General features: G+C 59.1%; 14 protein-coding genes. 7 read left to right on the forward strand and 7 right to left on the reverse strand.

The features are described from left to right. Positions 1 to 22: 22 nt before the first annotated feature. The 6 genes from FG13_RS29910 to arsH all read right to left on the reverse strand — a co-directional run bounded on the left by FG13_RS29910 (position 23) and on the right by arsH (position 6,111). Positions 23 to 871, reverse strand: a complete 849-nt coding sequence (locus tag FG13_RS29910) for a hypothetical protein (RefSeq protein ID WP_152598687.1) — start codon at positions 869 to 871, stop codon at positions 23 to 25. A gap of 33 nt (positions 872 to 904) precedes the next feature. Then, positions 905 to 1,711 (reverse strand): hypothetical protein, encoded by an 807-nt coding sequence (locus tag FG13_RS29320; RefSeq protein WP_099763838.1) that lies wholly within the window; start codon positions 1,709 to 1,711, stop codon positions 905 to 907. A 438-nt stretch (positions 1,712 to 2,149) separates the two neighbouring features. Continuing rightward, positions 2,150 to 3,055 (reverse strand): rolling circle replication-associated protein, encoded by a 906-nt coding sequence (locus FG13_RS04915; protein WP_035818917.1) that lies wholly within the window; start codon positions 3,053 to 3,055, stop codon positions 2,150 to 2,152. Positions 3,056 to 3,484: 429 nt separating this feature from the next. Then, positions 3,485 to 4,738 carry a type II secretion system protein GspD gene (locus FG13_RS04920; RefSeq protein ID WP_161784148.1) on the reverse strand — a complete coding sequence of 418 codons (1,254 nt, stop codon included), beginning with the start codon at positions 4,736 to 4,738 and terminating at the stop codon, positions 3,485 to 3,487. Next, complete coding sequence (locus FG13_RS04925; protein ID WP_081922442.1) at positions 4,735 to 5,376, reverse strand: zonular occludens toxin domain-containing protein; 642 nt, start codon at positions 5,374 to 5,376, stop codon at positions 4,735 to 4,737. Before FG13_RS04925 ends, FG13_RS04920 begins: the two co-directional genes overlap by 4 nt. 3 nt (positions 5,377 to 5,379) lie before the next feature. Beyond that, positions 5,380 to 6,111 (reverse strand): arsenical resistance protein ArsH, encoded by a 732-nt coding sequence (gene arsH / locus FG13_RS04930; protein WP_035818921.1) that lies wholly within the window; start codon positions 6,109 to 6,111, stop codon positions 5,380 to 5,382. Between the two features lie 203 nt (positions 6,112 to 6,314). Between arsH and FG13_RS04935 the strand changes: the two genes are divergently transcribed. From FG13_RS04935 to FG13_RS04945, 3 genes are all read left to right on the forward strand, one after another. Next, a complete protein-coding gene (locus FG13_RS04935; protein ID WP_235211667.1) occupies positions 6,315 to 7,352 on the forward strand; it encodes a zinc-dependent alcohol dehydrogenase in 1,038 nt (345 codons plus the stop codon). A 92-nt stretch (positions 7,353 to 7,444) separates the two neighbouring features. Beyond that, entirely contained in the window at positions 7,445 to 8,155 is a 711-nt protein-coding gene (locus FG13_RS30605; RefSeq protein WP_051958555.1) for a hypothetical protein, read from the forward strand. Positions 8,156 to 8,294: 139 nt separating this feature from the next. Next, positions 8,295 to 10,244, forward strand: a complete 1,950-nt coding sequence (locus FG13_RS04945; RefSeq protein ID WP_200880254.1) for a cytochrome c/FTR1 family iron permease — start codon at positions 8,295 to 8,297, stop codon at positions 10,242 to 10,244. Between the two features lie 39 nt (positions 10,245 to 10,283). On the opposite strand, the gene FG13_RS04950 is transcribed toward FG13_RS04945, so the two are convergent. Next, entirely contained in the window at positions 10,284 to 11,675 is a 1,392-nt protein-coding gene (locus FG13_RS04950) for an amidohydrolase family protein (RefSeq protein ID WP_035818928.1), read from the reverse strand. Positions 11,676 to 11,823: 148 nt separating this feature from the next. On the opposite strand from FG13_RS04950, the gene FG13_RS04955 reads away from it, so the two are divergent. From FG13_RS04955 to FG13_RS04970, 4 genes are all read left to right on the forward strand, one after another. Next, positions 11,824 to 12,720 carry a LysR family transcriptional regulator gene (locus FG13_RS04955; protein WP_035818931.1) on the forward strand — a complete coding sequence of 299 codons (897 nt, stop codon included), beginning with the start codon at positions 11,824 to 11,826 and terminating at the stop codon, positions 12,718 to 12,720. A gap of 3 nt (positions 12,721 to 12,723) precedes the next feature. Next, positions 12,724 to 13,254 carry a ribonuclease domain-containing protein gene (locus tag FG13_RS28765; protein WP_152598688.1) on the forward strand — a complete coding sequence of 177 codons (531 nt, stop codon included), beginning with the start codon at positions 12,724 to 12,726 and terminating at the stop codon, positions 13,252 to 13,254. Positions 13,255 to 13,330: 76 nt separating this feature from the next. Continuing rightward, positions 13,331 to 13,939, forward strand: coding sequence for a TetR/AcrR family transcriptional regulator (locus FG13_RS04965; protein ID WP_035818933.1), 609 nt, complete (start codon positions 13,331 to 13,333; stop codon positions 13,937 to 13,939). Between the two features lie 103 nt (positions 13,940 to 14,042). Next, positions 14,043 to 14,852, forward strand: coding sequence for an oxidoreductase (locus FG13_RS04970; RefSeq protein WP_035818936.1), 810 nt, complete (start codon positions 14,043 to 14,045; stop codon positions 14,850 to 14,852). The last annotated feature ends 4 nt before the right edge of the window (positions 14,853 to 14,856 follow it).

Below are 14,856 nucleotides of genomic sequence, written 5' to 3' on the forward strand. Positions count from 1 at the left end.
TACTGGCATGCACTGGCAATTCTCAACCATGATCATTAACTCCGTTCTCCTGCACTTCAACCAATTCTACGATAAATTCAGCATACTCACGATAGTCCTCCAAAAACTCGTCAAGTTGCTCTTGAGTCAGCAATCGAACTGTTCTTTTTGGACTTTCTAGAAGTGGTGTGATTGAAGTTAGACGATATTTCTTCTTTTCGTAATAATCATCTGCCTCTTGCGGGGTAATTACTTCCTCCTTAATAACTTTTCCTAACGAAACTTGGGTTCGCGTCGTCCAATATAATTCTTGAAGCAACTCAACTCCAAGTTCAATGATAGTTCTTGCCCCTTCCTCGGACACAGCCTCACCGTGAATCGCCCGATTGCACAGTGCGATCACCTCCTTAAGTGCCTTGCCAACGTCTTGACTAATAATTTCATGGCTTGTTAGTTTATTTACCAACCCACCAAGGCTAGAAGGATTATGCTCAATTGAACTAAACCGTGCTATCTGCCCAAGCAATTTTTCCAATTCTATTCTTACTTTTGCTAGCGCAATTACTGGGTCAGATTCAGATAATTTCCTAATTGATTCACTGGCGACGTGAATTTCTGGACGTTCTTCCCTATCATCTTGCATTTCACTTAAAGTTTTTTCTGTTGTTGACTTCAACTTTTTAATTTCATCTATATCAATTTCAGCCTCAAAATCACCATATTTAATTTTTTTAATGGCGGCAATAAAAGGACTTAAGAGCATAATTGCCAACAAACAAATAGATGTAGTATCAACAGTAAGATTGATGATTTTAAAACTGTGGTCGATGAGCAATGCTAAGGCAATAGCAAAAGCAATCCACCATAAGTTTTGAAAAAGTTTAGTTTTCATAAGATTGATACCGAAAAAATTTCAAAAAATACTCTAAAAAACTGTTTTAATAATTTTTTTCACGCCAGATATTAGATCTTGGACTTGTTCTGGCGTTGGCTCTGGGATTTTACTGTGGTCACATAAATTTCGAATATCCGCTAAATGCTGTATAAAACGCCATTGCGGCAAATCAATAATATTTGCTTCTTTTAACGACTCATTAAAATTAGCAATAGTTGAATTCTTTTTTGGAACGATGCCATGATCGATACATACTTGGGATAAATGACGTTCGAGCACAACACCTGCAACTGCACCTGCGGCACGGTGGAATTTATATTTCAACAACATCTCTGCTGCTTCAATTTCAGAATCAAGTAAATCTGCTTGAACCAACTGCCGGATATCGAAAAGTGAACTTTTAAATCGAGACTTTGCAGCCGCAACCATTGCACACTGCTGATCAAATTGTGGAATAGCAGCGCTTGCATCAACAATTACTACTTCATTTAATCCTCTGGTTATTCGGAGGTCCTGTAAATAATCTTCAATGCGATAATTTTCATAATCTATGGACTTCCTATTTTTTGGCTTTTCGTAATGACGAATAAAATCCGCAACTCTGTCTGGCAAAATCTGGCGCAATAAAACCAACGACTCTGAATACCATCCTTGATATTTTTCTTTGAAATCTGGAATGGACTTTAAAAATTCCATGGCATTTTCTCCATGTGCCTTTTCTGCGGCAGCTTTAAAATTTTTAGAATTTGTCTCATATGACATTGCAAGTTGCAGCATTCTCCCACGTTCCAATAGGTCATCAATGTCATTTTTGAATCGATCCAAATTTGTAGCCATAAACCTTTTCCAATATTAAATGTATTTAAAAAAAGAATCAAAGATGTTTAATTAATTATTTTTAGCAATACAATTCTAACTCAAAACATTGGAAATATGTCAACCTATTTTTCCGTTTGTGTATTAAAGTCACCGCGCCTCGCCCGCCCACAAATTCCATGACAACGTAATTCGTCATTAAAGCATCTCTCACAGACACGTAAACGCAGACAGTAGCGAGCCTGTTGAACGGCCCATTTCGGCACCCCAAGCATGTACATAAAATCGCCCAACATCCTCGTGCGATTGACCGCCCGCCAATTGGTCCGCCTGGAGTTTCGAATGATCCAGTACTGATTGCGGAATTCATCCTCAATTTGCTCAAGTAACCGCAGTGTATTAGCGTCAAAATTTCCCATATCACGTCCCTCCTCCCCGTCAATCAAGGTGGAGTAAATGTCAGAACGGACAATCGTCCACCACCTGTGGCAGTCCCGGTGCAGTCGCTAGGTACACGACGCCGAGATTGTTGTTGCACCAGGTCTGCAAACCGTCCATGCAATGGCCGGAAAGCGCGTGAAATGCGACCTGCGCAGCGCGCAGCATGTTTGTACAAAACGGCACCCGCCATACATCAACTTCCGGCACCACAATGCCCCTGGAACGGAAGTAGCGTTTCTGGTCAAGCGCCCTGCACTGCATTTCTTTGCCGCAGTACTTCGCTATGTAGCTGGCGATCTTGTGCGCTCCGGCCACGCCAAAGCCGAAACGGTGCGGGTCACGGACGTGAACTTGCCCCATCTGTTCACCGTTCGGGCCGCGCCCCAGGATGCTTTGCCAGATCGAGCGCAGCAATGCATACATTTGCCGCCCTGCCACAGCCACATGGAAATGCAAAGCGCCACGGGCCTGTTCCTCAATCACCGCTACATAGTGAAATTGTTTATGCTTACCAAGTTTTCGACAAAACGCCTTCCAGTGTTTTAATGCAAGTTCGCGGTCCAGCATGTTTTCTCTGTAGGTCAATGTGACCATGCGATCAGCGCCGATTTGCTTGCAGCAAAGACGTACATTTTTCTTTGCACGCCTGCCTGCATCGTCGTCGTTCGCCTCGCGCTGGCTCGATTCGCCGCGTTTTGCTTGCGGTTTGCGCTGCAGCGCTGGACCGATAAAGAAACGTTCCTTGACGACAGTAACTTCGCACTGTCCGTCTGGAAATACACGGCGTCGCGCAGTAAAGGTATCGTTCCAGGTATTCTTAATACCATCATCGTTCCAATAGTCGGGCCTGCTTGTATCAATATTTTGCTCAGCAGTAGAGAAATCTATTGACGAAATCGTGCTTTCATCATCTAATTCACTCATTCGGTACTCCTGTGTGGCAGGTTTATCGAAGGCTCCAAGCATTTTGCCGATGCTTGGAGTTTTTTTTATGGAAAAACAGAATCAAGTTCTTTACTGCAAGTGCCGAATCTCCTGTGGTGTGCTTAAGTGTCCCTAATATAAATTTAGGCCGCCTTGCGGCGGCCGCCGCTGCAAGCAGCGCGACCGCCACTCGTTGCCTACTGATAATGTTGTCTTCATGGATGGGGCCTGTATTCGACGTGTGACACCTGAGAAATAAATAGCGGTAAAGTCTGCCCGCTAAAACTTTTTAAACTATGCGGGTCGCCCGCATCGAATACCGCCTCAGTCAATGGGCTGTTACCCCAACATCCACCGCCGATTCCAGATACCCAAAAGATTTTGCCCGCCCTGCGGGCCGCTTGTACTGTCAAGGCCCCTTCCAGGCCGCTAATTGAGCGCGGAAGCCACGCGGGCGCTCAGGATCAGCACCAGGTCTGTATGTGAGTCGGAAGACGTGCCACCACCCCAGGAGCGCGGCAGAAATGAGAATCCACTGTGCGCAGTAGACGAGCGCGTGTCGTCCAGTCCGCCAATAATCACCACTTCGCCATCGGCTATGGTCACGGAGGTTTTCACCTGGCGCTTGAGCAGCGTGGGTGAACCCGTCACGCCATTGACCGTGGATTGAAAGGACGACACCTGCCCGTCGACGGCTAGCGACAGGCGCCCAGGGCCAGCGGCACGCGGCGTCACATCGAGAATCACGCCCGATGGCCGGTAGACGATGTTTTGCACGGCGTTGCCCTGATTGTCGCGGCCCGAACTGGCGATAGTGGGAGTTTCATCCCCGACTGTCAGCAACAAGTGTTCCGCTTCATCGCCCAGGACACGCGAATTCGACACCTGCTTAAAGCGGCCGTCAGCACGCAGCGCGTCAAGCACCAGCTGGAAGCCGCCCGCTGACACGCTCAGCGAACCGGTGGACGTAGAGAATGCCGCGCCAAACCGGGCGGCCAGTGTGGAGGTGACCAGCGACAGGCCCCGCGAGGTGGAGTCAGAGCGCAGCACCTCGACAAACGATGCGGATACCTCGACGGTGCGGCCGCGTTCATCGAGCGCTTCGAGCAGGCGGCGCGCATCGGCCGACCGTGCGGCGGGCACGGAAAGCGCCACGACGACACCGGCCAGCCGCGCATACGGCGCACCAAAGGCCGCATTAAGAGCAGCGACAAGTAATTCGGCGGGGCGGTGGCGCGGCGCATAAAGCTCGACCACATCCAAGGTGGCGCCGTCGCGTTCAGGCGGTGAGCTGGCGGCAGACGGGGAAGCAAGGGCCGCTTGCGCTAAGTCGGGCGCGGCCTTATCCGCGCTGGTGGACGCCATTTCCAGGTAATACACCCCGTCTTTGATGCGTGTTCGGATGCCCTGCGCCCTTAACAGTCCATCGACAAATGTGGGCACCTCTTCGACGGGCAAGGATTTGATGTTGATGCTGAATTGCCGATCGAGGGCCAATACTTCCGGCGCAATCACATAGTCACGCATCAGCAGGTTTTTATACGTCGCCTGCATAAAGGCGACAACAGGCACCGCGGCAAAATTGAGGGTAATGGTGGACGGCCCTAGCGGCTGCGCCGCAATGGGCAGCGTAGCTGCAAGAAAAATCATTGGAAAAAGCAGAACCTTGAACAGCCGATTCATTGCACACCTCCCCTCACCCATAAGTCCGGCGCGATTTGCGCCTCATACCCGCCCGGAAAAACCTTGAATTCCTGCGGCTGGAAAATCAGCCGCCCGTCTGAAAGGAGCAAGGTAATCGCGCCCCCGTGATTGAAATAGCCGCGCGCGGTGACGGTGGTGGAAAAGGTGCGCGTGTCTTGCACTGGGGCGGCGGCGACAGCTGCGGACGCGCCGGATGCAGGGTCATGCAGGCCTTTGCCGCTAATCGTGCGCGTCAAAGTGGAATAGGCGCGGGGAACAAACACCACGCCGAGAGCCACGGCCAGCAGGGGGATAAAGACCCATATCGGCAAGCGAAAGCGCTGTTTGGTGTGGACTTCGGCCGACTTGTACCAGGCATAGGCCTTTTTCGGATAGGCCCAGTAACTCTTGACTGCATTCTTGAGCCCACCAAGGCCATCGTTGCACGCATCAAATTCGTAGACCATCGCACGCTGGCCACCGAACAGGCGGCGGAAGTGCTTATGCTTGCCGACCAGGGCACGCACGGAGCCGTCCATCAGTTTGGGATGTTGCGTGGTCAACCAAATATCGAAGCCGTTGTGCCGGTGGACATTCAGCCAAGCGACATGCGGCAGCGGTTTTGATTGGGTGGAGATAGCCTACTTGCCCGGCGCCTCGTGCGCCATGGCCGCCGTAGCAAGGGCGCACACGTCTGCGGGCATGGATTCCTTGCGTTCGCTGTAGCGGCTGGTCAGGTAATCCGAACGGTCGCGCACCACCAGGGTGAATTTATACAACTCCTCCATGACGTCGACCAGTCGGTCGTAGTATGGCGACGGCTTCATGCGGTCGTTGTCGTCGAATTCCTGGTATGCCTTGGCGACGGACGACTGGTTCGGGATCGTCACCATGCGCATCCAGCGGCCCAGCACGCGCAAGCCGTTGACGGCGTTGAACGATTGCGAGCCGCCCGATACTTGCATCACGGCCAGGGTGCGTCCCTGCGTGGGGCGCACGCTGCCCATTTCCAGCGGCAACCAGTCGATCTGCGACTTGAACACGCCGGTCACGGCGCCGTGGCGTTCCGGGCTGCACCACACCTGCCCTTCCGACCACAGCGACAGTTCGCGCAGTTCCCGCACCTTGGGATGGTCAGGGCCGACGCTGTCGACCATGGGCAAGCCATGCGGGTCGAACACCCGCGTCTCGGCGCCGAAATGCCGCAGCAGCCGCTCCGCTTCCAGGGTCAGCAAACGGCTGAACGAGCGTTCCCGCAGCGAGCCGTACAGCAAGAGGATGCGCGGCGCATGCGTGGCCACCGCCGGCGGCGCAAGTTTATCGAGGGTCGGCGTGTCGAGGTGGGCCGCGCTGATGTTGGGCAAGTCATGCATGGTGGTTACCTTCTTCAATTATTCCATAATAGTCGAATTATGGAATTAATGTAAGCTTGTTTTCCATCTGAGGACATGCCATCGCTTCCCGTATATGTTGATGTGGATCAATCAATTTTCGTATCGTGTGCAGCAGAATATGATCATTCGCAAGACTTTGTTCTGCATCCTGCACTACACATTAGCCACTTCAAAGGAATAATATGCTACCCACAACCATGAAAGCCGCCGTTGTCGAGCAACTGGGCCAGCCGCTGGTGCTGCGCGACGTCCCCGTGCCGGTGCCCGGCCCCGGCCAAATCCTCGTCAAGACGGAAGCGTGCGGCGTGTGCCACACGGACTTGCATGCGGCGCGCGGCGACTGGCCCGTCAAGCCGACGCCGCCGTTCATTCCCGGCCACGAAGGCATCGGCCTGGTGGTGGCCGTGGGTACGGGCGTGACGGAAGTGCAGCTGGGTGACCGGGTCGGTGTGCCCTGGCTGTACTCGGCGTGCGGCCATTGCGAACATTGCCTGGCGGCCTGGGAAACCGTGTGCGCCGAGGCGCAATTCGGCGGCTACACCAAGAATGGCGGCTTTGCCGAGTACATCCTGGCCGACCCGCGCTACGTCGCGCACATTCCGGCGGGTCTGTCCGCCGTGCAGGCGGCGCCCATCATCTGCGCCGGCGTGACCAGTTACAAGGGCATCAAGGAAACGGGCGCGCGGCCGGGCCAGTGGCTGGCCGTGTCCGGCATCGGCGGGCTGGGCCACCTGGCCATCGAATATGCGGTAGCCATGGGCTTGCGCGTGGCGGCCGTCGACATCGATGAAGGCAAGCTGGAGCATGCGCGCGCCCTGGGCGCCGAAGTGACCATCAATGCGCGCCAGGGCGACCCCGTCGCGGCCTTGCGCGAAGCGACCGGGGGCGGCGCGCACGGCGTGCTGATCACGGCGCCGTCGATCGATGCCTTCCAACAAGGCGTGGCGATGACGCGCAAGCGCGGCACCTGCGTGCTGGTGGGCTTGCCGCCGGGCGACTTCCCGACGCCGCTGTTCGACGTCGTCGCCAATTGCGTGACGATACGCGGCTCTTTTGTGGGCACGCGCCAGGACATGGCCGAGGCGCTCGCCTTCGCCGCCACCGGCAAGGTCAAGGCGGGCGTGGAATTGCAGCCGCTGTCGGCCATCAACGAGATCTTCAGCCGGCTGGAGCACGGCAAGGTGGCCTCGCGCGTGGTGCTCGATTTCAGCGGCAAGTAAGCGCGGCGCCAGCATGCCGGTGTGTCGTGCGACGGCAAGTAAATTTATGTTGCTATGATGGCATTCCATAAAGACACACCGAGGACCTACCGATGAAGAAATCCCTCTCCGGCCTGCTGGCCTGCGCCGCCCTCGCCTTGTCCTTTTCGGCTGGCGCGGCCAGTGCGGCGGATCCCGCCGCGACTTCGCTGCCCGGACACTATTACCTGCAAGGCGTGATGGAAGTGGGCTCCGAACTGCTGCTGAAAAAGGATGGCAAGTTCGAGTGGACGCTCAGTTATGGCAATACCGACGAGCAAGCCAGCGGCGAGTGGCGCGTGGCCGGCGACATGGTGACCCTAGTGGCGGGCGACGGCGGCAAGGAGCCGCAGTTTCGCGTGTTCGAGGAATCGGAAATGCGCATCCAGAAACCCGCCGAAGCGGGTACGTGGGTGGCCATCGTCGGTTTCCCCCAAGTGGGACCGATGGCCGACGTGGAAGTGAAGTTCGAAGCGCAAAGCGGCAAAACGGCCACGGCCGTGAGTGTGGCGAACGGCGACGCCATCGTCCACATGCCGGCGTCGGAACGTTGGGTGCGGGCCGGCTTGCGCCGCCAGGGTTCCAAAGCCGATTATCAATGGCTGGCCGTGCCAGACGAGCGCGCGCAGGAACGCCTTGCCGCATTCGCCGTCACCGACGCCCAATGGCTCAGGGGGCAAGCCTTCCAGACGCTGAACTTGCGAGTCGTCAAGGGCGGCCTGAAACTGCACGGCATGGACAGCGCCGTCGCCAAGGGCCTGTACGCGAAGGCATCCGGCCAGTAAGCCACATTCCCCCTCACATTCTCTACAGCAGCTCGGCGCCTGACCGGCAATATCGTCCAGGACAAGGCCCGTGCGCCGTTGACACCCTGCGCGGTCTGTCCTATAGTCGCCGGGTTAACGACAAATGAGAATGAGAATCATGTTCAGTTCTATCAAGAAATGGCTCGCGTGCTACCCGCTCGTGGCCGCCAGTCTCAGCCTGTTACTGGCCGGTGGCGCGCACGCGCAAGCGACCGATGCTGGCGCCGGCGCCAAGCAATTGTGGCAATTGATTGACTACGTTGCCGTCGATTACAGCGGCGCCGTCGAGCACGGCAAAGTGGTCAGCGAGGCGGAATACGCCGAAATGCTCGACTTTACGGACAACGCGACGACGCAGATCGCCGCCCTGCCCGCCCACGCTTCGCAAGCGGCCATCGCCGCCGCCATCGCCGACCTGCGCAAAGCCGTCGTCGCCAAGGCGGACGGCGTGGAAGTCAAACGCCTGGCGCACCATGCGAATGGCTTGCTGATCGCCGCCTACCCGATACCCGTGGCACCGAAAGTGCTGCCGAACCTGGCGCGCGGCGCGGCCCTGTATGCGGCCCAGTGCGCTTCTTGCCACGGCGTGGCCGGCGGCGGCGATGGTCCGCTGGCGGCCAGCCTGGAGCCGAAACCGATCGCCTTCACGGATGGCGAACGGGCGCAGTCGCGCAGCCTGATGGCGCTGTACCAGGTCATTTCGCAAGGCGTGGCCGGCACCTCGATGGCCAGTTTCGGCCAGTTGTCCGAGAACGAGCGCTGGGATCTGGCCTTCTATATCGGCGGCATGTCGCACGATGCGGCGGCAAGCGCGCGCGGCGAAAAGCTGTGGCAGGACGATCCGCGCAGCAAAAAACTGTATGCGGACCTGGCCGCCGTGACGACCTTGACGCAGGAAGCCGTGGCCGCCAAGCTGGGCGCTGACGAGGCCAAAGCGCTGACGGCGTACTTGCGCAGCCATGCTGACAAGTCCGAGGCGCACAAGCCGGCCGGCCTGGCCCTGTCACGCCTGCGCCTCGCCGAAAGCCTGGCCGCCATGCATGCGGGCGACCGCGCGGGCGCCACGCGCCTGGGCCTGTCGGCCTACCTGGACGGTTTCGAGCCGATCGAGCCGATGGTCGGCGCGCGTAACAAGTCCTTGCTGCTGGCCGTGGAAAACGCCATGCTGGCCTACCGTTCCGCCGTGGCCAAGGGCACGGTGGCCGACGCCGACGCGGCCGGTGAAAAGCTGCAGCAACTGTTTACCCACGTGGAAGCGGAACTGGGCGACGCCAAGGCCGACCCGATGACGACCTTTGTCGGCGCCCTGACGATTCTGCTGCGCGAAGGCGTGGAAGCGCTGCTGATCGTGATCGGCATCATCGCCTTCCTGCGCAAGGCCAAGCGCAAGGACGTGCTGGCCTACGTGCATGCGGGCTGGTCCAGCGCGCTGGTGGCGGGTGGATTGACGTGGGTGGCGGCGACGTATCTGGTCACCATCAGCGGCGCCAGCCGGGAAGTGAGCGAGGGACTCGGTTCCGTGTTCGCGGCCCTGGTCCTGCTGAGCGTGGGCTTGTGGATGCACCAGAAGAGCAGCGCCGGACGCTGGCAGGAATATTTGCACGAGAAACTCACGGCGGCCATGACGCGGCGCTCCGCCTGGGGTCTGTTCGCCCTTGCCTTCATCGCCGTCTACCGCGAAGTCTTTGAAACCGTGCTGTTCTATTCCGCCCTGGCGGCGGACGGCAATGGCGGCGCCCTGCTGGGCGGCTTCCTGGTGGCCATCGTGCTGCTGGTCGTGATCGCCTGGGCCTTGCTGCGCACCAGCGCCCGCATGCCAATTGGCAAGTTCTTCTCGTGGACGTCCGCCTTCGTGGCCGTGCTGGCCGTGATCCTGATGGGCAAAGGCGTGGCCGCGCTGCAGGAAGCGGGCTGGGTTGGCGTCAGCCCCGTCGATTTCATCCGCGTCGACCTGCTGGGCATCCTGCCTACCCTGGAAACCCTGCTGGCGCAAGCGGCCATCGTGGCCATCATCGTCGCCGGCTATGGCTGGAACCGCGTTTCCGCAGGCAAGCGCAAGCTGGCCTGATCCTGCAGTCGCGGCACGGCAGCGTCCAGCGGGCGCTGCCTACGCCTGGTGGATCGGCGCGAACGACTCGGCAAACAGATCGGGCTCGTAACCGGCGGCATTGAACAGGTGGGCACAGGATTCGTCGATCGCGGCGCGCAGTTGTGCCTGATCGACGCCCAGCACGACGCCGCCCCGTTTGCGCACGCGCCCGCCAATGATGACGGTATCGATATTGCTGCGCTCAGCCGCGTGCACGACGGTACCGATGGCGTTATTGACCGGGTAAAGGTTGAGGTCGCCGGTGCGTATCAGCACCAGGTCGGCCTGCTTGCCTGGCGTCAAACTCCCGATGCGCTGTTCCAGCCCCGCCACCGCGGCGCCGTCGATCGTGGCGGCTTCCAGCAAGCGGAAGGCATCGGTGGGCGCGGCCGCATGGCGATGTCCCTGGCGATGCCCCTGGCAATTTCCCATTACCCGCTGCAGGTAGAACGCCACGCGCATTTCCATGAACATGTCGCCGCTGTACGAGGTCTCGTTGTCGACACTGAGGCCGGGACGTATGCCGTGCTGGTACGCCGCCTGCCAGGCGTTCATGCCATCCTCGATACCGTAGTGGGCATCCGAACGCGGGCATACATTGACGCGCACGCCAGCCTCGCGCAAGATGCGCCAGCCCGATTCCGGCAGACAAGTGCAGTGATTGAAGATATTGTCGCTGCCGAGCAGTCCCTGCCGGTGCAAGCTTTCCAGTTCGGCCGCCATGCCGCCGCCAAAAAACTCGGTCACGATGGGAATACCCAATTGACGTGCGACGGCCCACTGCGCCGGTTCCAGCTGCGCCATCATGGCCAGCGTCACCAGGCTGTCGGGATTCGTAAAATACCTGGCCTGCAGGCGTGCCAGGTTGCCCGGCCAATGCGCCTCATCCCAGACACCCGACACGGGCGCCCCCGAGGCGTGCACGGCGCGGATGCCCGCATCGAGCAGCGCGTCGACCGCCGCGTCGGAGTGCGCCGCCGTGCGGCTGTTGTGGGAATTGTCGACCACGGTCGTGATACCGGCGTCGATGCAGCCCAGAGCCGTGAGCACATTGCCCACGTAAATGTCGCGCGGCCGGTAGTATTTGGCGAACGAAAAATGCGTGGCATTGCAATAGTCCTCGAGCGTTGCCGCATTCGGGTTGATGCGGCGCAGCTGGCCTTCCCAGGAATGGCGGTGGGTATCGACCATGCCTGGAATGGCGATCATCCCTGCGGCATCGATCACTGCGGCGCCGCCGGCTTGCAGGTTCTGGCCGATGGCGGCGATGGTGCCATCGGCAATCAGGATATCGCCCCTGGGTACATTGCCGACATTGCCATCCATGCTGATGATGGTGGCGCCTTTGATCAGCATCTTGTGCGGGACTGGAGCCAGCGGAGCCAGCAATTGAGGGGCGTGTTCAGGCATGCTTGATTCCTGCGGTGGTTAATGGATTGCACGCAGTCTAGTGCAGGCAAGCACGGGGAAAAAGTGGCGCCCGGCGTTTTCAGCATGCGAAAAAACCGAACAATGTTGGGTTATAGTGCCGTTTCCCCTACTGCCAACAAGACAAGACATGGACCGCGTACAAGCAATGCAGGTATTCCTCCGCGTGGTCGAGAGCAAGAGTTTTGTGCGCGCGGCAGAGACCCTGGGCTTGCCTGCCTCGTCGGTCACCGGCATCATCAAGCGGCTGGAACAACATTTGCAGGCGCGCCTGCTGAACCGTTCCACCAGAAACCTCAGCCTGACACCGGAGGGCGAACGCTACTTTCATCGTTGCCGAGAGATACTCGACCTGATCGCCGACACCGAAGCGAGCCTGCAGGGTTCCAGCGAGCGCCCGCAAGGACGTTTGCGCGTGGATATGCCTGGCGGCATCGCCCATGCCGTGATCCTGCCCCAGTTGGCGCAATTCCAGCAACGCTACCCCGATATCTACCTGATGATCGGCGTCAATGACCGCCAGGTCGACTTGATACAGGAAGGCGTCGATTGCGTCATCCGCACCGGCAGCCTGGAAGACTCGACGCTGGTCGCGCGCCGGCTGGGCGAACTGCGCTGGATCACCTGCGCGGCGCCGTCCTACCTGGCCGAGCACGGCGTTCCCGCAACTTTGGAAGATGTACATGGACACCGGGCCGTCCACTACTTTTCCAGCACGCCGCGGCGCGGCGGCGAGCTGCAGTTCATCGACGACGGGGCCAGTATCACCGTTCCCCTCCCCGGCACGGTCGCCGTCAATGAGACGGGGCTGTACATCGAGCTGGGCCTGGCCGGCCACGGCTTGATGCAGCTGGCCGAGATCCTCGTAAGCGGCCATTTGCAGGCCGGAACATTGGTCGAGGTGCTGGCCGACAGGCGGCCGGCGCCCGTGCCGGTATCGCTGCTCTACCCCCACCAGCGCTTTCTTTCCCCTGCGATGCGGGCGTTCATCGACTGGACTACGGGGCTGTTCAACAACGGTGCGTGACAATTGAATAGTAATATTTTCAAAAATTTAACTATATTCGCTATTGCAGAGATTTATGCCGGCCAGCCGGACATTGGCCGTATCGGAAGCAACCCATCCATTGAACGTTCCACCAACGAAAGCATATCGATGAAAACTTCACGCGCAACTAGCTGGTCGCTGGGTCTTATTGTGGCAGGCGCCCTGCTCTCTTCCCACGCCTTTGCGGCGAAAATCCCCGACTGCGGCAAAAGGGAGCCAAGCAAAACCCTGCCCACGCCGCAAAACAGCGAATATGACGCCTACCGCAATGCGAAAACGAGCGCGGTCGCCGGTGGTCCCGGCAATACCGTCTTCAATAACAATGAGGGCCGCCTTCCCGCCGCCGGCAAGGACGAGGTTTATTATGAATACTATCTGGGGATCGGCGGCGATGGCGGAGCCGGTTCGCATCGTGCGGTCTTGCTTGTGCAGACACCGAAGGGGAAACGCAAATTGGTGGAGCGCTATTACACGCAGGACCACTATGCCAGCTTTTGCAGCCTGAAGAGCTAGTCCCTCCTCAACTACCGGCCGCGGCGGTGAAACGTCTGCCGCGGCTGGTCGCGTGCACGGTGTTGAAAAGTACGATATGATGACCGTCATGCAGAACTTACCCAACAAGAAACCCTCGGCGCACAGCCGCAAGGAAGCCACCCACGAACGCATCGTCGAAGTGGCCACGCGCGCCATCCGCCGCAGCGGCTACGCGGGCACAGGCGTGGCCGACATCATGAAGGAAGCGGGCCTGACGCACGGCGGCTTTTATGCGCATTTCGCCTCGCGCGACGCCCTGCTGGCCGAAGCGGGCGACCGCGCGGGCGCCGAAGCGGTGGCGCTGGCAGCCCGGGTGGCGGCCGCCGCCCCGGCTGGCCAGGCGCTGCAGGCCATGCTGGCCGCGTATCTGTCGCCCGAACACATCGCCGCCATCGAGGTGGGTTGCCCCGTCTCGGCGCTGGGTTCTGAAATGCCGCGCCAGGCGCCCGAGGTGCGCCGCGCCGCCACCATCCACATCAAGGAAATGATCGACCTGTTCGCGCGCCAAATGCCGAACTGGGGCCAGCCGGAAGCGCACGCGCAGGCCATGGCGACGGTGTGCGCCATGATCGGCACCACCATTCTGGCGCGCGCCGTCGACGAGCCGGCCCTGTCGGACGCGCTGTGCGCGGCCACCCTGGCGCAGTTTCAAACACCAGACTAGCCGCACCGCCCGTGGCCTTGATCCGTCCCGGGCTTTTTTTCAAACAAGAATATGATGATCGTCATATTTTGTATTCCACGCTGTCAACCACTGAAGGAACATCATGAAAAACAAGAAGATTGCCCTGGTCACCGGCGCCTCGTCCGGCATCGGTGCGGCCACGGCCCGGCGCCTGGCGCAAGCAGGCTACACCGTGTACGGCACCAGCCGCCGCGGCGCGCAGCTCCCTGGCCAGCAATACGCCATGCTGGCGCTCGACGTCACCAGCGAGGAGTCCGTTGCTGCCGCCGTGGCAGAGGTAATGCAGCGCGAGGGCCGCATCGACCTGCTGGTGAATAACGCCGGTTTCGGCGTGGCCCCGGCCGGCGCCGAAGAAAGTTCGATCGCGCAAGCGCGCGCCATCTTCGAGACGAATTTCTTTGGCGTCGTGCGCATGACCCTGGCCGTGCTGCCGCACATGCGCGCCCAGGGGGGCGGGCGCATCCTCAATATCGGTTCCGTCGTGGGCTTTTTGCCCATGCCCTATGGTGCGCTGTATTCGGCCACCAAGCACGCCATCGAAGGCTACACTGAATCGCTCGACCATGAAGTGCGCGGCTGGGGCATCCGCGCCAGCGTCATCGAACCGGCCTACACGAAAACCACGTTCGAAGCCAATCTGCTGGCGCCCGACACACCGCTGTCAGCCTACCGGCAAGTCAGCGCGGCCGTCACAAGCCGGCTGCAAACGCTGATGGCCGGCGCCGATGACCCGGCCATCGTGGCCGACAGCGTATTGGCGGCGGCGCAGGCAAGCGAGCCAAAATTGCGCTACACGGCCGGGCCGTTGGCCGCGCGCCTGCGCCTGATGCGCCGTTTCATGCCGGCGTCGCTGCTGGACGCCGGCTTGCGCAAGGACCTGCGCCTGGCGTGAACGC

The sequence above is a fragment of the Janthinobacterium sp. RA13 genome (genome assembly GCF_000745325.1).
Lineage (GTDB): Bacteria > Pseudomonadota > Gammaproteobacteria > Burkholderiales > Burkholderiaceae_D > Janthinobacterium > Janthinobacterium rivuli.